This is a genomic window from Mesorhizobium tamadayense, assembly GCF_003863365.1.
Classification (GTDB): domain Bacteria; phylum Pseudomonadota; class Alphaproteobacteria; order Rhizobiales; family Rhizobiaceae; genus Mesorhizobium; species Mesorhizobium tamadayense.
The window spans coordinates 84,090-102,243 of sequence record NZ_RQXT01000009.1; the positions used below are offsets into that span (position 1 = coordinate 84,090).

Below are 18,154 nucleotides of genomic sequence, written 5' to 3' on the forward strand. Positions count from 1 at the left end.
AAGAGGGCTGGAGACGATGGCAGACTTTCCGATCGAGGCCGTGCGCGGAAAATTTCCGGCGCTTTCGCTGACCGACCAAGGCCGCCGCCGCATCTATCTCGACAATCCTGCCGGCACGCAGGTGCCGCAGGCGGTGGCGGACGCCGTGTCGCGCTGCCTCCTGACGACCAACGCCAATCTCGGCGGTTTCTTCGAAACGACGCTCGCCGCGCAGCAGGTGGCCGACGACGCGCATGCCGCGATGGCCGATTTCCTCGGTGCGGCAAGCGTCGAGGAGATCATCATCGGCGCCAATATGACGACGCTGACCTACCATATGTCGCGCACGCTCGGCCGGACGATGAAACCGGGCGACGAGATCATCCTCACCCGCATGGACCACGAGGGCAATGTCTCGCCATGGCTGCAGCTTGCCGAGGACCTCGGTCTCGTCGTGCGCTTCCTGCCGTTCGACGAGCAGAGCTGGCAGGTCGAGGAAGCGGCCTTGCAGGCGCTGCTTTCGCAAAAGACGCGGCTCTTGGCGCTGAACTATGCCTCGAACCTCACCGGCTCGATCAACCGGGTGAAAGCACTGACAGCGATCGCCAAGCAGGCCGGCGCATTGGTCTATGTCGATGCCGTCCAGTTCGCGCCGCACGGATTGATCGACGTGCAGGCGCTCGGCTGCGATTTCCTGGTCTGCTCGGCCTACAAGTTCTTCGGGCCGCATATGGGCATATTGTGGGGCCGCCGAGATGTCATCGATGCGCAGAAACCCTACAAATGCCGCTGCTCGTCCAACGGCCTGCCGGAGCGGTTCGAGCTCGGCACGCCGCAGATCGAGCTGATGGCGGGGTTGACCGCGGCCGTCGATTATTTCGCCGGTCTCGGCGCCGCGGCCGGCGAGGGCGGCTCGCGGCGGCAGCGGATCGCGAGAGCCTTCGAGGTGTCGATCGCTTATGAGAATGCGCTGGCCCGGCAGTTGATCGAGGGTCTGTCGGACATCGAGGGCCTGACCATCCGCGGCATTGCCGACTTGGACCGCCTCGGCGAGCGCGTGCCGACGGTCTCCTTCACGGTCGAAGGCATCGCGCCGGAAACGATCGTGCGGCAGACGAATGCCGAAAACATCTTCCTGTGGTCCGGCCACAATTATGCGTGGGAGATCGTCCACCAGCTTGGCGTTCCGCCGGAGCAGGGCGTCGTGCGCATCGGTATTGCGCACTATAACACGGCGGCCGAGATCGACGAAACGCTGGAAAGCGTGCACCGCGTGATCGCGATGCTGAGGCAACAACGCGCCTGAACTATCCCTTCTTGCCGCCGAAGCCGGTCAGGAAAGCGGTGAGGTTGTCGCCCAGCGCATCGCAGAGATAGCCGCCTTCCTGGACGATGACCGTCGGCAGGCCGAGCCCGGCGATGGCTTCGCCGATGCGCGAGAAGCCTGGCGTCGTCACCGAAAGGCCGCCGAACGGATCGCCCTCGAAGGCGTCCAAGCCTAGCGCTACAACCAGCGCATCCGGCGCGAAAGCCCGGATGCGCTGGAAGGCGGTGGCCAGCGCTTCTAGGAAGGCCGCATCCCCAGACTTTCGCGGCAGCGGCAGGTTGAGATTGTAGCCGAGGCCTGCGCCTTCGCCGCGCTCGTCGGCATGGCCCCAGAAGAAGGGATAGAAGCGCACCGGATCGGCATGCAGCGAGACGGTCAGCACATCGGGCCGGGCGTAGAAGATTCCTTGCGTGCCGTTGCCGTGATGCAGGTCGACATCGAGGATGGCGACGCGCGCCGCGTTCCTTCTCAGCACCTGGGCGGCCACCGCCGAATTGTTGATGAAGCAGAAACCGCCGGCCACGTCGGCAAACGCATGGTGGCCCGGCGGGCGGCAGAGAGCGTAGGCCGAAGGCGCCCCCGCCATCACGGCTTCGGCCGCCTCGACCGCGCTCCAGGCGCTCCACAGCGCGCTGTTCCAGGTCTCGGCCGAGATCGGGCAGGCGGTGTCGGCCATGTGATAGCCGGCTTGGCCGACCGCCGATGCCGGGTAGGAGCCGTTGCGGGCGATCGGATGGATGTTCGGGATGACTTCCGCCGAAGCGCCTTCGATGCGCTGCCAGCGCGTGAAGATGTGCTCGAGGAAGTCGAGATATTCGGGCGTGTGCACGGCGGCGATCGGCCCAAGGCCATGGTCATTCGGCCGCTCGATCGTCAAGCCGCCCGATCTCGCGCCGGCTAAAAGTCTCTCGACGCGTTCCGGTTTTTCCTGGTTGGGCTGCGGCGCGCCGCTGGAGAGGAAGGCCTTGGGATTGTGGCGCTTCTGTTCCTCGGCATAGAAGGCTTTCATCGTTCTTCCTCCGGCGCATCGGCAAAGGCGAAGAAAGCCTCGCCGACGATCTTTTGCACCTGCTCGTAGCTCGACCAGCCGATGCCCAGTCTCTCATAGAAGGCCCTGGCGGTCTCGTTGTCGGTATCGACGGAGAGCCTGAGATAAACGCCGCCCGCCGCGCGGCACTCCCTGGCCACGCGCCGCAGCAGTTTCTCGCCAATGCGGCGGCCGCGAAACCGGTCCTCGACATAGAGGTCCTGCACATAGACGCCTGGACGGCCCATCCAGGTCGAGAAGATCGGGAAATGAAGGCAAAGCCCGGCGAACTCGCCGCCGACTTCGGCAATCAGGGTCGAGAAGGCGGGCTTTTCGCCGAAGCCGTAGCGGCGCAGGTCATCGGGTGTCGAGGTGATTTCCTGATGCGCGCCGACGTGGGTGCTGAGGCGGAGCAAGGCAGCGTGGATGGTTGCCACGTCGTCGATGGTGCCGGGGCGGAGGGTGACGGCCTTGCTCACGATAGGCAGGGCGCCCAGGCACCCCCCTCTGTCCTGCCCGTCCTCCGCAGCAGCTGCGCTGCAGCTGCGGAGGGTGGACCGGATCCCGCAAGGGGGGAGATTGGCAGCTTCGAATGCGATGCCACTCCTTCAACGCCGGTGATTGGCGAAACCCGAAATGACATCCAATCTCCCGCCTTGCGGGGGAGATGGCCGGCAGGCCAGAGGGGGGTGGGACGGAACGCAAGCATCTCAGATCGGCTATCTTAGCCTTCCACCGGAAGGTCGAGCTCTGCAGCCAGCGCTTCCAGCGAGTCGCCGATGATGGCGATCATCTCGCCGATCTGCTCAGCTGTGATGATCATCGGCGGCGCCACCATGAAATTGTCGCCGTCGACGCCGCCCTTGACCTTGCGGCCATAGATGATCAGGCCGCGCGCATAGGCGTGGTCGAGCAGGCGCTGTGTCGCCTTTTTCGCCGGCGCGATCGGCGTCAGCGTTTGCGGATCAGCGACCATTTCGGCGCCGAGCAGCAGGCCTTTGCCGCGCACGTCGGCGATGAAGGGGAAGCGCCTTTGCAGTTCCTTCAACTCGCCGATCAGCACGTCGCCCATCGCGGCGGCGTTGGCGATGAGATCGAGCCGGTCCATCTCGCCGAGCACGGCAAGTCCGGCGGCGCAGGCAAGCGGATTGCCGGCATAGGTGTGGCCGTGCTGGAAGCCGCCGGAGGCGAGCAGTGGCTCGACCAGCCGCATGGGTGCCGCCAGAGCGCCGAGCGGCGCATAGCCCGAGCCAAGCCCTTTCGACAGCGCGACGATGTCCGGCTTGCAGTTCCAGTGATCGCCGCCGAGGAATTTGCCGGTGCGGCCCGCGCCGCTCATCACCTCGTCATGGATGAGCAGAATGCCGTAGCGGTCGCAGATCTCGCGGATGCGCGGATAATAACTGTCGGGCGCGACAAGCGCGGCGGTGGCAGCACCCCCGACGGGCTCCATGATGAAGGCGAGAACGCTCTCCGGTCCTTCGGTCTGGATTTTCTCCTCCAGCATGTCGGCGTAGCGCAGCCCGCGCTGTTCCATCGACAGGTTGCCGCGGTCGCGCCAGGCAGCTGGCGCCGGCACGGCCGGCATCACCTGCATCATCGGCGTGAAGGTCTCGGCCAGCGCATCGTCGCCGGTGACGGCAAGCGAGCCCAGCGTTCCGCCGTGATAGGAGGGGAAGCGGGTGATGACCTTCCAGCGCTTCGGCTGGCCGGTGGCGACCGCCCATTGCCGGGCAAGCTTGATGCAGGACTCCGTCGCTTCCGAACCGCCTGAGACGAAGAAGATGCGGTCCATGCCGGCCGGCAGTTTGTTTGCGAGTTCCCGAGCCAGTTCCTCGGCCGGCTCGTTCTCGAAATGCAGCCGGTAGGCGAAGGTCGCCTTGTCCATCTGCCGCTTCATGGCGTCGAGGACGTTGCGGTTGGAATGGCCGATATTGGCGACCATCGGCCCGCTCGAACCGTCGATGAAGCGGCGGCCGTCCTTGGTCCAGAAATAGATGCCTTCGGCGCGGTCGACGAGCGGCCGGCGCAGGCTGGAGAGATAGAACAGATGCGACGGCGATCGATCTTCTGATTGAGGCGAGGGCTGCGCTTCCGGTTTCGGCATGTCAGGACTTTCCGAGATAGCGGTCGAGAACATTTTTCGTCACGCGTTCGACCATGGCGTCCTGCCTTAGCAGTCCGGCGACCCATTCGCAGCTTCCGGCATGGAAGACCTCGCCCTTGCCACGCGGGAAGTTGACGATCATGCCATTGCCGCGCTTGACCTTGTCGAGATTGGCGTCGCTTGCCTCGCCGAACAGCGTCTCGGCGGTGAAGCGGCCGTCCTCGTCGGTGAGGAACTGGTCTTCGATCGGGATGTCGGCGCTTTCCTCGACTTGGCTCGCCATGCCGACGGCAAGCACTTGCAAGCCGTCCGGCGCGCCGCTGGTGGCGGTCGGGTAGGGCAGACCGCCGCGGATCTCGAAATCGAGCCCGTCGACCTCGTAGCCGTAGACATGGCTGTCGGCGCCGAGCAGGTCGCCATAGTAGATGCCGGTGCCGGCGAAGGCCCAGTGCTCGGGCCGGTAGACCGGGAAGCCGCGCACGCCGCGCGGCGCGCAGCCGCCCCAGCCGGCATAGACGCCCCTGGTCGCGTTGAGGCCGAAGGTGGCGCTGCCGGGGCGGCCGATCTCGGGCGCTTCCCAGGAATTGGTGGCGCGGGTGACGTCGTCGCCGCGATAGGCGGGGTCCTCGGCACGCGCTCGGTATTTGTAGCAGACCTGGCGGCGGCCTTCGTCCTCCAGCCTTGTCTGCCACATGAAATTGCCTGCAAAACGGGCGGCATGACCGCCGCGTTCAACATAGGCGTCGACCGCGTCGCGCATCTCCCAGGTCCAGTATTCGTCATGGCCGACGAAGACGACGCAGTCGTAGCCGTCAAGGATTTCGGGCGAGAAGTGCAGCTCGTGCTGGCTGGCGAGATCGATCTGATAGCCGGTGCGCTCGGCGAAACGGAAGAAATGGCTGTCATAGCTTGCCCAGCCGGACGAGGCGTATTTCTTCGAATGGCCGGTGGCGAAGGCCCATTCCATATGCGGATAACGCGGCACGGTTTTTGGCGGCACCGCGACTTCCAGCGGCACGCGCGGCGCGTCCTTGGGCAACACGACGAAGCCGCGGCACCAGGGGCGCTGCGTCGAAACCATCGTCGCGTACTGGTCGCGGTTCGGGCCGGTGATGCCCTGATAGTGGTTGGAGCCGCCCCAGGTGTTGTAGGCGAGCCATGTGCCGGTCGCCGCGACCTGCAGCACGCGACCGGGCTTGCGGCCGGGCAGGGGCGCGACGATGAAGAGATGATGGCTTTGGATCGGCTGACCGTCGCGGCCTTCGGCCGAGAGCGTGACGCGATAGGCGCCTGACGACCAGTCGTCACCGATGCGGAATTCGAACGAGGCTTCCCAGCCGCAGCCCTCGACCGAGCATTGGTCCGGCGTATCCTGCCAACGCGCCGACAGGCCGGTCTTTTCGAAGACCTTGGTTTCGACGCGGCCGTCGCGGACGATGTGGATGCTGAATCGCGGCGCCGTCGAGCTGATATGAAGCACCACTGTCTCGCCTGGCCGATAGGAAAAGCGGTCGCCGTAGCACCAGATCTCGCCGCTCGAGCCATCGATTCCCGGCCATTCGTAATAGTGACCGCGCACCGCCTCGCGGCGCTGCTCGGGCGTCAGTCCGAAATCGGGAAATTCGTTAGGCAGTTGCGTCATGAAACCCGAGACCAAGAGGCCGCCATTGAGACCATTGGCCGGTCAAGCGTCAAATGGAAACAATCGGGCCAGCAGGCGCTTGGCCGTATCCGGCAAACAGACTATGTCATGCCGAGGCGATGTTTCAGGACCGGGAGCCAAGATGCTGCGCGTGCAAAAGGTCAAGGTCGACGACATCTACGTGCCGACGGCGCGGCGCAAGACGCTGCATCCCGAGACCGTGCGCCATCTCGCCGAGGACATTCTCGAAAACGGCATGAAGACGCCGATCCAGGTGCGCCACGACGGTAAGCGCCATGTCCTGGTCGAAGGGCTGCACCGGCTCGAGGCCGCCAAATGGCTGGGCGAGACCGAGATCGACGCCTATCTCGTCCAGGCGCGACGCCACTGACGCAATCCTATTTGTTGCTGTATCACGACAACCGATCGCATCCCATCAAAGCTTTTCAATTGACGCTGCGATGCCGGCCGCTATTACCCGTGCCTGGCTTCCAATAAGCAGGTGCTTGCTATGACGAAATACCAGGGCGGATGCCTGTGCGGCGCGGTGCGCTATCGCGCCGAGGCCGAGCCGATCAACGAACGCGTCTGCCATTGCCGAATCTGCCAGAAGGCGATCGGCGCCGCCTTCAATGCGCGGCTCTTGTACCGTATCGACGACGTGACCATCGAGGGGCTGGTGGCGACGGTCAATTCCTCGCCCGATCTCAAGCGCGGCTTCTGCCCGGCCTGCGGCACGACGATGTTTTCACGCCGCGATTCCAGGGGCATCCTCGGCATCACGTCCGGCTCGCTCGACGATCCGTCCGTGTTCAAGCCCGACATGCATTTCTGGACCGCTTCCATGCAACCGTGGGTGCAACTTGATGACGGTCTGCCGCAATATGAAGGCGCGCCGCCAGCCTGACTCATTTCGGGCCAAGCCTGCACAAAAATTTCATCTTCGATTCACGAGATAGCCGGCAAAGCGTCATTGGCGGGCCATCATTGGCTGCCTATTTAAGCGCCATGCGGGAAGGCATCGAGGAGGCGACGGATGAGCGAGAGCATCAATTCCCTGGACGAGCTTTTGAACGACCCGATGATCCAACTCGTGATGGCGCGCGACCGCGTGCGCCCGGCCGAGCTGCGCATGCTCTTGGAAAAGGCTCGCGACAGGGCGGCCGATGATTCCCGCACCGATCGGATGATGGTGCCGCCGGCGCATGTGGTGGCCACAAGCTGCCTGAAGCAATGGCTGTACCGCTAGGGCCGTGCTCTCATTCCGTCAGCTCGAATGCGCCGGCAAATAGCTGTAATGGCTGCGCAAATAAGCAATCCTGAAACCGAGCCGCGCGTAGTTGCGGTAGGCCGGGCCGTCGCGTTCGGGGCGCGGCGCCTCTATATCGGCGACGAACAGTTTCGCGCCGGCGGCGATGCCGTCGCGGACCAGCCTTTCGCCAAGCATGGCGTCGAGATCGAAGCTCGGCGCCATGATGCCCGGCACCGGCGCGTCGATGCCGCTCCAGGCGGTGCCGTCTGAGATGAACAGGGAGCGCACCGCGGCCACCGCGCCGTCTCGCTTCAGCATGTAGTGATGCCAGCCTTTGCGGCCGACCAGTGCCAGGAGCCAAGGCGAGGTGGGCAGCCTGTACTTGCCATCGATGAAGGAAGCCCATTCGGGAGCCGTTTCAGGCGTAACCTCTTCGACCGACAGATCGTCGGCCGGGAACAGCGGTTCGGCCGCCAGCGGCGTCGCATCGCGAAAGATGCGTTCCCAGCCGCTCTGATGCTGCAGCCCGCGCGCCTCCAGCCAACATCTCAACCGCGACGGCTCGGTATGCGGGCTGGTATAGAACCACGGCCGCAAGATGCCGGCCGCGCGATAATGCGCCAGCAGCGCGTCGACCTCGGCCTCCGTGGCAGGGCCGTCCACGCCGATGTTTTTCACGCAGTTGAAATGGATGAACGGGATCGTCGTGCAGGTGGTCCAGACGAGGTCGCCGTCGCGAGCGATCGACAGGCCGTGCCGCGCCGCGAAATCCGCGGGCGCAGCGTCGTAAAGGTCGAGCCACGCATTGACCTCGGCGTGCTCGATCGCGCGGCTCATATCGCGCGCGACCTCCTCGATCCCGATTTCCGGCTGGTGCGGCTCCGGCGGCGGCTGTAGTTCCGAGAGGGCGGCGGTCGACATGGTGGTCCTCCTCCGATTACCTTACAGTGTAAGATTAGCGAAGAATAATATGACTTCGCCCGTTGTCAAGCAGGATTAGCGGCACCTTACAAATCCGTGAGTTGGATTCACGGGATCGTGCGGCTAAGCCTGTCTCGAGGGACTTCCGGAATGACGATTGACTTCGCCCTGAAAACGACTGGGGCTCTGGGAAAAGGACTGGGATGACCGACGTTTGCACGCAGGGACTGGACACCGGCTTTGTCGGCCTGGGTTATGCCAAGGTGGCGTTTCTCGGCATCGTGCAAGGCATCACCGAACTGCTGCCGATCTCTTCGACGGCGCATATGCGCATCGTGCCCGCCGTGCTCGGCTGGCAGGATCCCGGTTCCGCCTTCTCGGCCGCCATGCAGCTTGCGGCATTGGCCGCGGTGATAAGCTATTTCTGGGGCGATATCAGGGAAGTCGCGGCGGGTTCGCTGTCGGCGCTCGCGCGACGCGATTACGCTAACCGCAACTTCCGCCTGGCGATCGGCATCGTGCTTGCGACCGTTCCGATAATCATGGCCGGCCTTGCGCTATCCAGCGTGCTCAATGCCTGCAATTCGCCGCTGCGCGGGCTGGCCGTGATCGGCTCTGCCTGCATCGTTATGGCGGTGCTGCTTGCGCTGTCCGAAATCTATGCCAGCCACCGGCTGACGCTCGACAAGGTCTCTGTGCTCGACGCCTTGCTCGTCGGCGTTGCCCAGGTCGGCGCGCTCATTCCCGGCGTGTCGCGTTCGGGATCTACGCTGACGGCGGCGCTGGGTCTGGGCTACGCCCGGCCAGAGGCGGCGCGGCTCTCCTTCCTGCTCGGCCTGCCGGCGATCGCGCTTGCCGGCCTGAAGGAGCTTTGGGAGCTGCACAAGATCCACCTCGGTGCCTATGGCTGGTCGGTCCTGGCCGTCGGCCTCGTCGTCGCCTCGATCTCGGCCTTCTTCGCCATATGGGGACTGATGCGCGTGCTCGAGCGCTTTTCCGCCTGGCCCTTCGTCATCTATCGCGGCCTGCTCGGCATCGTGCTGCTTGTCGGCGTCGCAATCGGCTGGCTGAGCTAGAGCGATCCAGCGAATCCGCTATACCAGCACCTGACCTTCGCTTCGGGTGCCCAGATGGATTTGGTGACGCTGCTGCAATCCGTGCCGTTGCTGGCGACGCTGGTGAAATCGGCGCTGCCGGCCGCCGTCGGCACGGGCATGGGTCTTGGCCAGTGGCTGGCGGCGCTGCCGCCGTGCCGCGACCACACCTTCGAGAGCGCGACCTATCTCGTCTGCGAGGCCGATCCGAAACACTATTCGATCGAGCTGTTCTGGAAGGACCCCGACGGCAAGCTCTACCAGTCGCTGCACAATCTTCGAACTGCGCAGCGGGCTGTCGGGCGCACCATGCTCTTCGGCATCAATGCCGGCATGTACCATCCCAATCTCGCGCCGGTCGGGCTCTATGTCGAGCGAGGGCAGCAGATCGCGTCGGCGAAGATCGGCACCGGCACCGGCAATTTTTCCATGCAGCCGAACGGCATCTTCTATCTTGGCGGCGGCAAGGCCGGCGTTCGCGCGACGAAGGATTATCTGAAGCGTCCGCCAAAGGTGGATTACGCCACCCAGTCCGGGCCGATGCTGGTCATCGACGGCAAGCTGCATCCGAAATTCCAGGCCGGCAGCTCCTCGCGAAAAATCCGCGACGGCGTCGGCGTGCGTGCCGACGGCGTTGCCGTCTTCGCCATCTCGAACGACGTCGTGACTTTCCACGAATTCGCGCGGCTGTTCCGCGACGAGCTCGGCTGCCCGAACGCGCTGTTCCTCGACGGCTCGATCTCCAGCCTTTACGCGCCGGCGATCGGCCGCAACGACGATTTCTGGAATCTGGGACCGATGATCGGCGTGTTCAGGCGAGGCCGATAGGCGCCGCGGTGCCTTCGATTCAGTTGGATGCGTCCTGGATTGCGGACAGCAGCCAAGGTCCGCCGGGTTCGCGGGTAAAAGTCCACAGTTCGGTCGTTTCGATCGGCTTGTTTGGATCGCCCTTTTCGACGGCGCCGGTCCGGCGGTTGCGCATGACATCGATGGCCGACCAGCGCATCGCCGCGGTGGCGTAGTCGCGCGAACCCTCTCGCCACGCCTCCGCAATGTCGGCTTCCAGCAGCTCAAGATCTGTCACGTCGTTCTTGAGGCCATGCGTCGCGTTGTCCGCCAGTTCCTCCGAGAGGTAGGAAACCATTTCGGGCGTCGTCAGCCTTCGCAATCCCTGGTGGTCCTCGCGACTGAACGCGGCCTGCACGTCGCCGAGGATACGTTCGAACGCGTCCCGGTCGGTGTCCGTGATGCCGATTTCGTCAGCGCCGGATGCGCCGGTCGCGCCCAAGCCCTGCGTGCCGGACCGATAGCCGGGTTGCGTGCCTCCCCAGCCTTGCCGGCCGAAGGGAAAGCCGGAGCTTCTCATATTGGCCGGCGCGGCATTGTCGCGGCCGAAAAATCGCATCGCCAGCATGATGAGCCCGCCGATCAGCAGCAGCTGGAAGATGAAGCTGAAGCCGCCGCCGATGCCGCCGAAGCCATGACCGAGCATCATGCCGAACAGGCCGTTGAAGAGCAGTCCGCCGACCAGCCCGCCGACAAGGCCGCCGCCAAACCCGTTCCAGAATCCCGGGCGCGCCCGGCCGGGGAACGATTGCGCCGGCGGGATCGACTGGGTGGTGTTCGGCGACATCGAGCGCCTCACGGGCGCGGTATAGGGTGCGGTGTTCGTCGGGGCGGGGGCTTGGAAAGTCCGGCTGCCGCGGCTGCCGAAACTGCCTCCCATGCGCGCCTCGGCCGGGCCTATAGACGCGCTGCCAAGCGCCATCAGCAGGATCAGGAAGATCGACGCGACCTTGGTCGTCCGTGATTTTGACATTGGTGACAGTCCCTGGGTCGGAGCGTTTCAAATGCATCTAGCGAGCCCCTATATGGGTATGAATTGGGGCAGGGTTAGACCATGTGTTTCAAGACGTCGGTTGTAGCGGGGCCTGCAACCGTCCAATCAAGGCCTTGCGGCTTCGGGATTCACGGCGGGGCCAGCCGCGAATCGCCCTGCCGGACCAAAAGTAAATTTTGATTCAAACTTTGTTGGTAATTTCTCATTAGGAATGGGGCTTCCGGCGGCGTCGTTCCTGCCTTCGGTCTGTTTTGTTTTGCGTACAGGTCAAGATGCGGTTCTTCGGCGTCGTCAGTTTCGTGCTCGCAGCGCTTTGCCTTGCCGGCTGCTCGTCCACGTCGGGCGTCGATGCCTTGCAGATGCCGTCCAGCGAGACGACCAGCTCCGTCGTGCGGCCGAGCGCCCCGGTGACGAAGGCCGTGAGGGCGGCCGATACCGAGACAACCGTCGAGACCGCGTCGATGTCGGGCACCGCCCGCATCAGGCCGCCGGCGCCGCTGCCTGGCGATGAGAATGCGCGCCTCGGCGACGTTAATTCGCGCCTTGACGACGAGAATGCGCGTCCCGACGACGAGAATTCGCGTCCTTTCGGCCTCGCCGAGGAAGAGACGGTGGCGTTCCCAGCACCCGACCTGCCGGACAGCGTCGAGCCGCCGGTGGAGGAGGCGGCGCTGGTCTCGACGCCGAGGCGGCTGTCGCGCGCCGCGCCCGCGATGCTGGCCAGCCCGGTCACCCGCTATGCCTTCCGCGATGCCAAGCCGATCAATTTTGGCCGCTCTTCGCCCCGGCATCTTGCCGTCCACGGCGTCGACGTCTCGCGCTGGCAAGGCAACATCAACTGGCAGAAGCTGCGCGGCCAGGGCGCCAACTTCGCCTACATCAAGGCGACCGACGGCGGGGACCATCTCGACCCGATGTTCGCGAAGAACTGGCGCGGCGCGAACGCCGCCGGGCTGAAGCGCGGCGCCTATCATTTCTTCTACTGGTGCCGCACCGCCGGCGAGCAGGCCGACTGGTTCATCCGCAACGTGCCGCGGGTCGCGGGCGCGCTGCCGCCGGTGATCGACGTCGAGTGGAACGGCGACTCCTCCTGCAGGCGCAGGCCGTCGCGCGAAAAAGTGCTGGAGAAGATGCAGGTGTTCATGGACAAGCTGGAGCGCTACTACGGCCAGCGGCCCATCATCTACACCAGCCCCGACTTCTATCGCGACAATCTGCGCGGCGCCTTCCTCGACTATCCGTTCTGGCTGCGCGCGGTGGCCGCGCACCCGTCAAGGGTCTATCCGGGCCGCAGGTGGCTGTTCTGGCAATATTCGGGCTCCGGCCTATCGCGCGGCGTCAGCGGTCGCATCGACCTCAACGTCTTCCACGGCGACGAGCGGCAGTGGCGCGCGTGGCTGGGAGGCGGGCAGATGGTGGCTGACGCGGAATAGGCGGATCAGCTTCGGGTTCTGACTCCGGCGGCTGCCTTTGTCTGACCGGCGATCGGCGGCAATTTCAGCATTTCGCTAACAATCCGCTCACCCTGCCTCTTAGCGGTGCGGCAACGGCTTTCCGGTAACGTAGCCGTGATCGCGTTTGGAGGGGCCGATGCGCAATCCAGTTCTGGCAATCGTGTTCGCAGCCGCCGTCGGCTACGGGTTCTTCGGCCCGGGCAACAAGCCGGTCGCTATCCCGGAGGCCGCGCCCGGCGCCTCACCGACGGCGCCGCGCCCGGTGAAGGAAAATGTCGTCGCTTATTACACCGGCGACAAGGCGATGCAGAACGCCAAGGCGAAGGGCCGTTCGACGCTGCCGCGGTTCCATAAGCTGATGGCCGCCGGCACGCCCGGCACCTACACGGTGAAATTCCCGCTGACCCAGAACGGCGCCACCGAGCATATCTGGATGCAGCTTGTGGGCTTTAGCGACGGCCATTTCGTCGGCCTGCTTGCCGACGAACCGGTCAACGGCAATCAGTACAAGATGGGCGACCGCATGACGGTGGCCGAGGCCGATGTCGAGGACTGGATGATCCGCAATGGTGGCGAAGTCTATGGCGGCTACACCGTGCGCCAGGCGTTTGCCGACATGCCGAAGGAACAGGCGGCAAAGTACGGGATTGCGTTCAAGGATTGAGCGCGCTTTCCCTTCTCCCCTTGTGGGCGTGCGCTACGCCTCGTTGATCATCGCCTCGATGTTGTACCCATCAGGATCGAGCACGAAGCCGGCGTAGTAATTCTCCGCGTAATCCGGACGCGGGCCGGGCGGGCCATTGTCCTTCGCGCCCGCCTCGAGCGCCGCCCGATAGAACGCATCAACCTCCGCCTTGCTCTTCACCCGAAACGCGACGTGCAGATGCGTGAGCGGCGGCTTCTCGCCCGTGCGCTGGATCTCGAACAGGCAGCCATTGCCGACATCGAAGGCCCAGAACACGACCTCCACCGAAGGAGAGGCTGTAGCCCAACGGCGCAAAGGCCTTTTCGTAGAAGCGCCTGCTCTTATCGAGGTCACTCACTTCGATGGTGATGTGGTCGATCATGGATTGTCTTGCAGAATCGCGACCAAGCTAATGCGGCCACTCACAACGGAGATGGCCGATGTGGCTATGCCTCTATGTATTCCGCCAGACTGACGCCTTTCGGCACATCCAGCCCGTCAGCGCGCAAGCCCTCGATATGGAAGCGAATTGCATCCCGGATTTCGGTTTCCACTTCAGCGACCGTGGCACCGGTGGCGATGCAGCCAGGCAGATCCGGCACATAGGCGGAAAAATTGTTTCCCGCTTTCTCAATGACTACGGCGTAACGCATGCCATCACTCCTTTAGTCCGGACTGCTTGAGGATGCTGTTCAAATGTTCCTGGCGCAACCTCTTCAGACGGCTTGCCGGCCACGGTGACGCGGCCGGCTTTGATGTCATGCTTATATTGGCGATGGCTGGCTTTGGTTGCAACCAAATACCAGCCATCGGCTTCCAGCATGCGAATGACTTCGCGGACTCAGCCCAGGGGCGGCATCGGGTCTCAGCTGCACCCGCTCGTCGACCCGCACGTGTCGCACTTCTCGCAGGTGCCGTTCCGCACCATGGTGAAGTTGTGGCACTCGGAGCATTCGTTGCCGGTGTAGCCTTGGAGCAACGACTGCTGGCGCCTGGTGGCGGCGAGCTTCTTTGCCTCGGCGGCCTCGTTGGCGGCGGCGTCGGTGAAGAGCGCCTCGGCGCCGCCGGCGGCCTCGGCTTCCTGTTCCACCATCTCCTCGGCCAGTTCCCTGGCGCGGTCTTCATAGTCGCGCTTGTAGGCGATCGCCTCGTCGCTCGCCGGCTTCAGCGCCAGCACGTTGGAGCCGGCAAAGGCGGTCGGCGCTGCGCGGGCAGGGGCCGTCGTCGGGGTCGAGCCGCCAAAGCCCTTGGGCTCGCTGCCGATGCCAGACACCAGCTTCACCGGCGAGGCGCCGCGATAGAGGCCCTTGGAGAAGGGCGTCGCCTTGCCTTCGGTGATGCCGCGGCCAAGTGCTGTCTTGTCGAAATCCGACTGGTCGACATGGGCGAGGTCGTGGCGGCCGAGATAGGAGACCGCAAGCTCGCGGAACACGTAGTCGAGGATCGACGTCGCGTTCTTGATCGCGTCGTTGCCCTGCACCATGCCGGCCGGCTCGAACTTGGTGAAGGTGAAGGCCTCGACATATTCATCGAGCGGCACGCCGTATTGCAGGCCGAGCGAAATCGCGATGGCGAAGTTGTTCATCATCGCGCGGAAGGCAGCACCTTCCTTGTGCATGTCGATAAAGATCTCGCCGAGGCGCCCGTCGTCGAACTCGCCGGTCCTGAGATACACCTTGTGGCCGCCGACGACGGCCTTCTGCGTATAACCCTTGCGGCGGTTCGGCAGCTTCTCGCGGTCACGATAGAGCCGCTCGATAACGCGCTCGACGATCTTTTCCGTCACCTGCACGGCGCGCTGCGCGGCGGGTGCCGCGATCAGCTGCTCGACCGCTTCGTCCTCATCCTCGTCGTCATCGGCGAGCAGCGAGGCGTTGAGCGGCTGCGAGAGCTTCGAGCCGTCGCGATAAAGCGCGTTGGCCTTCAGCGCCAGCTTCCACGACAGCATGTAGGCGTTCTTGGCGTCCTCGACCGTCGCCTCGTTCGGCATGTTGATGGTCTTGGAAATGGCGCCCGAGATGAAGGGCTGCGCCGCCGCCATCATCAGGATGTGGCTCTGGATCGAAAGCGAGCGCTTGCCGATCTTGCCGCAGGGGCTGGCGCAGTCGAATACCGGCAGATGCTCGGCCTTGAGGAACGGCGCGCCTTCGAGCGTCATGGCGCCGCAGACATGGATGTTGGCCGCGTCGATCTCCTTTTTGGAGAAGCCCAGCGCAGGCAGCATCTCGAAGGAGAGGTCGCCGAGTTGCTCGTCGGTGAAGCCGAGCGTCTCCTTCACCCAGTCGGCGCCCAGTGTCCACTGGTTGAACACGAACTTGATGTCGAAGGCCGACTTCAGCGCCGCGTTCAGCACCGCGATCTTCTCGTCGGTGAAGCCCTTGGCCTTCAGCGAAGACGGGTTGATGGCCGGCGCCTGGTTGAGGTTGCCGTGGCCGACCGCGTAAGCCTCGATCTCGGCGATCTGGCTTTCGGAGTAGCCCAGCGTGCGCAGGGCTTCCGGCACGGCGCGATTGATGATCTTGAAGTAGCCGCCGCCGGCGAGCTTCTTGAACTTAACCAGCGCGAAGTCGGGCTCGATGCCGGTGGTGTCGCAATCCATCACCAGGCCGATCGTGCCGGTCGGCGCGATCACGGTCGCCTGCGCGTTGCGGTAGCCGTGCTCCTCGCCGAGCTCGATGGCGCGGTCCCAGGCGGCGCGGGCGTGCTCGGCCAGCGCCTGCTGCTTGAGGTCGGAAGCGACCAGCGACACCGGATTGACGGCGAGCTTCTCGTAGCCGTCCTTGTCGCCATAGGCGGCGCGGCGGTGGTTGCGCATGACGCGCAGCATGTTCTGCGCGTTGCGGTCATAGTCCGGGAAGGCGCCGAGCTCGGAGGCCATTTCGGCCGAGGTCGAGTAGGCGACGCCGGTCATAACAGCGGTGAGTGCTGCGCAGATGGCGCGGCCCTCGTCGGAGTCATAGGGGATGCCCGAGGTCATCAGCAGGCCGCCGACATTGGCGTAGCCGAGGCCGAGCGTGCGGTACTCGTAGGAGAGCTTGGCGATCTCCTTCGACGGGAACTGCGCCATCATCACCGAGATTTCGAGCACGATGGTCCACAGCCGCACCGTGTGCTCGTAAGCCGCGATGTCGATCGTGCCGTCGGCCTTGCGATAGGGCAAAAGGTTGATCGAGGCGAGGTTGCAGGCCGTGTCGTCGAGGAACATGTATTCCGAGCACGGGTTGGAGGCCCGGATCGCACCGGCCGAAGCGCAGGTGTGCCAGTCGTTCATGGTCGTGTTGAAGTGCAGGCCCGGATCGGCCGACGCCCAGGCGGCGTAGCCGATCTTTTCCCACAGGTCGCGCGCCTTCAGCGTCTTCAGGACCTTGCCGTCCTTGCGGGCGGTGAGCTGCCAGTCGCCGTCGGCCTCGACGGCGCGCAGGAAATTGTCCTGCAGCGACACCGAATTGTTGGAGTTCTGGCCGGAGACGGTGAGATAGGCGTCCGAATCCCAGTCGGTGTCGTAGGTCTTGAACGACATCGAGGTGTAGCCCTGACGGGCGAACTGGATGACGCGGTAGATGTAGTTCTCCGGCACGGCGTCCTTCTTGGCCGCCTTGATCTCGCGCTTCAGCGCGGTGTTGATGGCCGGGTCGAAGCAGTCGTCGTCATGGCCTTCGCAATTGACGCAGGCCTTCATGATCGCTTCGAGATGCTTCTTGACGATCTTCGAGCCGGTCACCAGCGAGGCGACCTTCTGCTCTTCATTGACCTTCCAGTCGATGAATTCCTCGATGTCGGGATGGTCGGCGTCGACGATGACCATCTTGGCTGCGCGGCGCGTCGTGCCGCCCGACTTGATGGCGCCCGCGGCGCGGTCGCCGATCTTGAGGAAGCTCATCAGGCCGGACGAGCGGCCGCCGCCCGACAGCTTTTCGCCTTCGCCGCGCAGCATCGAGAAGTTCGAGCCAGTGCCGGAGCCGTATTTGAACAGGCGCGCCTCGCGCACCCACAGGTCCATGATGCCGCCCTCGTTGACGAGGTCGTCCTGCACGCCCTGGATGAAGCAGGCATGCGGCTGCGGATGCTCGTAGGCGGACTTCGACTTGGTCAGCTTGCCGGTGAAGGGGTCGACATAGAAATGGCCCTGGCTCGGGCCGTCGATGCCATAGGCCCAGTGCAGGCCGGTGTTGAACCACTGCGGCGAGTTCGGCGCGACGCGCTGGGTAGCGAGCATATAGGCAAGCTCGTCGCGGAAAGCGCGCGCGTCTTCTTCCGATTTGAAGTAGCCGCCCTTCCAGCCCCAATAGGTCCAGGTGCCGGACAGCCGGTCGAAGACCTGGCGGGCATCGGTTTCCGAACCATAGCGTTCAGCTTCGGGGAGCTTGGCGAGCTCGGCCTCGTCGGCAACGGAGCGCCACAGGAAGGAGGGGACATCGTTCTCCTCGACTTTCTTCAGGCGTGCCGGCACACCGGCCTTGCGGAAATACTTTTGGGCCAGGATGTCGGCCGCGACCTGGCTGAACTGGGCCGGCACATCGATGTTGTCCAAGCGGAACACCACCGAGCCGTCGGGATTTTTGATCTCCGACAGGGCCTTGCGGAATTCGATCTCAGCGTAAGCAGATTGTCCTGGCTTGGTGAAGCGACGCTCGATGCGCATTGGTCCGGTCCTCTTTATCTACATATAGCGCTTTTCCCCAGGGATTTCTGCCCAAAAGGCGATAAGCGCGGTCCGCCGTTTGCCGGCACGCAAGGCATGCCGGCATTGTCCTGGTCGCGGGCGCCGGCATGCAGACGACAAAACGCCTTGCCCAAGCATCTTGCCCAGGCTGCAGACCGACCCT

The 18,154-nt window shown here is 64.3% G+C and carries 16 protein-coding genes and 3 pseudogenes; 9 read left to right on the forward strand and 10 right to left on the reverse strand.

The window, feature by feature from the left end; translation table 11 throughout:
• Positions 1-16 precede the first annotated feature (16 nt).
• Entirely contained in the window at positions 17-1,285 is a 1,269-nt protein-coding gene (locus EH240_RS10030) for a cysteine desulfurase-like protein (protein ID WP_124997672.1), read from the forward strand.
• Between the two features lies 1 nt (position 1,286).
• Here the strand turns inward: EH240_RS10030 and EH240_RS10035 are convergent, their stop codons facing one another.
• The 4 genes from EH240_RS10035 to EH240_RS10050 all read right to left on the reverse strand — a co-directional run bounded on the left by EH240_RS10035 (position 1,287) and on the right by EH240_RS10050 (position 6,082).
• Positions 1,287-2,315 (reverse strand): histone deacetylase family protein, encoded by a 1,029-nt coding sequence (locus EH240_RS10035; protein WP_124997674.1) that lies wholly within the window; start codon positions 2,313-2,315, stop codon positions 1,287-1,289.
• Positions 2,312-2,812, reverse strand: a complete 501-nt coding sequence (locus tag EH240_RS10040) for a GNAT family N-acetyltransferase (protein ID WP_245435902.1) — start codon at positions 2,810-2,812, stop codon at positions 2,312-2,314. Before EH240_RS10040 ends, EH240_RS10035 begins: the two co-directional genes overlap by 4 nt.
• Positions 2,813-3,057: 245 nt before the next feature.
• Positions 3,058-4,440 (reverse strand): aminotransferase family protein, encoded by a 1,383-nt coding sequence (locus EH240_RS10045; protein WP_124997678.1) that lies wholly within the window; start codon positions 4,438-4,440, stop codon positions 3,058-3,060.
• A 1-nt stretch (position 4,441) separates the two neighbouring features.
• Positions 4,442-6,082, reverse strand: coding sequence for a N,N-dimethylformamidase beta subunit family domain-containing protein (locus EH240_RS10050; protein WP_124997680.1), 1,641 nt, complete (start codon positions 6,080-6,082; stop codon positions 4,442-4,444).
• A 142-nt stretch (positions 6,083-6,224) separates the two neighbouring features.
• On the opposite strand from EH240_RS10050, the gene EH240_RS10055 reads away from it, so the two are divergent.
• The 3 genes from EH240_RS10055 (at position 6,225) to EH240_RS10065 (ending at position 7,331) form a co-directional block, all read left to right on the forward strand.
• On the forward strand, positions 6,225-6,473 hold the full coding sequence (locus tag EH240_RS10055) for a ParB N-terminal domain-containing protein (protein ID WP_059189249.1): 249 nt from the start codon (positions 6,225-6,227) through the stop codon (positions 6,471-6,473).
• A gap of 120 nt (positions 6,474-6,593) precedes the next feature.
• A complete protein-coding gene (locus tag EH240_RS10060; protein ID WP_124997682.1) occupies positions 6,594-6,989 on the forward strand; it encodes a GFA family protein in 396 nt (131 codons plus the stop codon).
• A 129-nt stretch (positions 6,990-7,118) separates the two neighbouring features.
• The gene (locus EH240_RS10065; RefSeq protein ID WP_124997684.1) at positions 7,119-7,331 is read left to right on the forward strand and encodes a hypothetical protein; all 213 of its coding nucleotides are present in this window, start codon (positions 7,119-7,121) and stop codon (positions 7,329-7,331) included.
• A gap of 18 nt (positions 7,332-7,349) precedes the next feature.
• Here EH240_RS10065 and EH240_RS10070 read toward each other — a convergent pair whose 3' ends face one another.
• A complete protein-coding gene (locus tag EH240_RS10070; RefSeq protein ID WP_124997687.1) occupies positions 7,350-8,255 on the reverse strand; it encodes a hypothetical protein in 906 nt (301 codons plus the stop codon).
• A gap of 203 nt (positions 8,256-8,458) precedes the next feature.
• Here EH240_RS10070 and EH240_RS10075 point away from each other — a divergent pair, with 203 nt between their 5' ends.
• Both EH240_RS10075 and EH240_RS10080 read left to right on the forward strand, forming a co-directional pair.
• A complete protein-coding gene (locus EH240_RS10075; RefSeq protein ID WP_124997689.1) occupies positions 8,459-9,331 on the forward strand; it encodes an undecaprenyl-diphosphate phosphatase in 873 nt (290 codons plus the stop codon).
• A 54-nt stretch (positions 9,332-9,385) separates the two neighbouring features.
• Positions 9,386-10,177 (forward strand): phosphodiester glycosidase family protein, encoded by a 792-nt coding sequence (locus tag EH240_RS10080; protein WP_124997691.1) that lies wholly within the window; start codon positions 9,386-9,388, stop codon positions 10,175-10,177.
• 19 nt (positions 10,178-10,196) lie between these two features.
• Here EH240_RS10080 and EH240_RS10085 read toward each other — a convergent pair whose 3' ends face one another.
• The gene (locus tag EH240_RS10085) at positions 10,197-11,168 is read right to left on the reverse strand and encodes a Tim44 domain-containing protein (RefSeq protein ID WP_124997693.1); all 972 of its coding nucleotides are present in this window, start codon (positions 11,166-11,168) and stop codon (positions 10,197-10,199) included.
• 293 nt (positions 11,169-11,461) lie between these two features.
• Here EH240_RS10085 and EH240_RS40015 point away from each other — a divergent pair.
• From EH240_RS40015 to EH240_RS10095, 3 genes and pseudogenes are all read left to right on the forward strand, one after another.
• Positions 11,462-11,603, forward strand: a pseudogene (locus tag EH240_RS40015) (glycoside hydrolase family 25 protein); the annotation flags it as partial.
• Between the two features lie 158 nt (positions 11,604-11,761).
• A pseudogene (locus tag EH240_RS10090) lies at positions 11,762-12,622 on the forward strand (glycoside hydrolase family 25 protein); the annotation flags it as partial.
• Positions 12,623-12,779: 157 nt separating this feature from the next.
• Positions 12,780-13,307: a DUF2314 domain-containing protein gene (locus EH240_RS10095; protein ID WP_124997696.1), complete on the forward strand. Its 528-nt coding sequence runs from the start codon at positions 12,780-12,782 to the stop codon at positions 13,305-13,307.
• A 33-nt stretch (positions 13,308-13,340) separates the two neighbouring features.
• Here the strand turns inward: EH240_RS10095 and EH240_RS10100 are convergent.
• The 4 genes and pseudogenes from EH240_RS10100 to EH240_RS10115 form a co-directional block, all read right to left on the reverse strand.
• Positions 13,341-13,710, reverse strand: a pseudogene (locus tag EH240_RS10100) (VOC family protein).
• A 64-nt stretch (positions 13,711-13,774) separates the two neighbouring features.
• Positions 13,775-13,981, reverse strand: a complete 207-nt coding sequence (locus EH240_RS10105; protein ID WP_124997698.1) for a type II toxin-antitoxin system HicB family antitoxin — start codon at positions 13,979-13,981, stop codon at positions 13,775-13,777.
• Entirely contained in the window at positions 13,966-14,151 is a 186-nt protein-coding gene (locus EH240_RS10110) for a type II toxin-antitoxin system HicA family toxin (RefSeq protein WP_206075244.1), read from the reverse strand. Before EH240_RS10110 ends, EH240_RS10105 begins: the two co-directional genes overlap by 16 nt.
• 42 nt (positions 14,152-14,193) lie before the next feature.
• A complete protein-coding gene (locus EH240_RS10115) occupies positions 14,194-17,970 on the reverse strand; it encodes a vitamin B12-dependent ribonucleotide reductase (protein WP_124997700.1) in 3,777 nt (1,258 codons plus the stop codon).
• Positions 17,971-18,154: the final 184 nt, after the last annotated feature.

Bases quoted from the DNA above. Each gene is read 5' to 3' on its own strand.
- EH240_RS10080 (WP_124997691.1), top strand. From the start codon at position 9,386: ATGGATTTGGTGACGCTGCTGCAATCCGTGCCGTTGCTGGCGACGCTG.
- EH240_RS10110 (WP_206075244.1), bottom strand. From the start codon at position 14,151: ATGCTGGAAGCCGATGGCTGGTATTTGGTTGCAACCAAAGCCAGCCAT.
- EH240_RS10105 (WP_124997698.1), bottom strand. From the start codon at position 13,981: ATGCGTTACGCCGTAGTCATTGAGAAAGCGGGAAACAATTTTTCCGCC.
- EH240_RS10050 (WP_124997680.1), bottom strand. From the start codon at position 6,082: ATGACGCAACTGCCTAACGAATTTCCCGATTTCGGACTGACGCCCGAG.
- EH240_RS10115 (WP_124997700.1), bottom strand. From the start codon at position 17,970: ATGCGCATCGAGCGTCGCTTCACCAAGCCAGGACAATCTGCTTACGCT.
- EH240_RS10035 (WP_124997674.1), bottom strand. From the start codon at position 2,315: ATGAAAGCCTTCTATGCCGAGGAACAGAAGCGCCACAATCCCAAGGCC.
- EH240_RS10095 (WP_124997696.1), top strand. From the start codon at position 12,780: ATGCGCAATCCAGTTCTGGCAATCGTGTTCGCAGCCGCCGTCGGCTAC.
- EH240_RS10070 (WP_124997687.1), bottom strand. From the start codon at position 8,255: ATGTCGACCGCCGCCCTCTCGGAACTACAGCCGCCGCCGGAGCCGCAC.
- EH240_RS10060 (WP_124997682.1), top strand. From the start codon at position 6,594: ATGACGAAATACCAGGGCGGATGCCTGTGCGGCGCGGTGCGCTATCGC.
- EH240_RS10085 (WP_124997693.1), bottom strand. From the start codon at position 11,168: ATGTCAAAATCACGGACGACCAAGGTCGCGTCGATCTTCCTGATCCTG.
- EH240_RS10030 (WP_124997672.1), top strand. From the start codon at position 17: ATGGCAGACTTTCCGATCGAGGCCGTGCGCGGAAAATTTCCGGCGCTT.
- EH240_RS10045 (WP_124997678.1), bottom strand. From the start codon at position 4,440: ATGCCGAAACCGGAAGCGCAGCCCTCGCCTCAATCAGAAGATCGATCG.
- EH240_RS10075 (WP_124997689.1), top strand. From the start codon at position 8,459: ATGACCGACGTTTGCACGCAGGGACTGGACACCGGCTTTGTCGGCCTG.
- EH240_RS10065 (WP_124997684.1), top strand. From the start codon at position 7,119: ATGAGCGAGAGCATCAATTCCCTGGACGAGCTTTTGAACGACCCGATG.
- EH240_RS10055 (WP_059189249.1), top strand. From the start codon at position 6,225: ATGCTGCGCGTGCAAAAGGTCAAGGTCGACGACATCTACGTGCCGACG.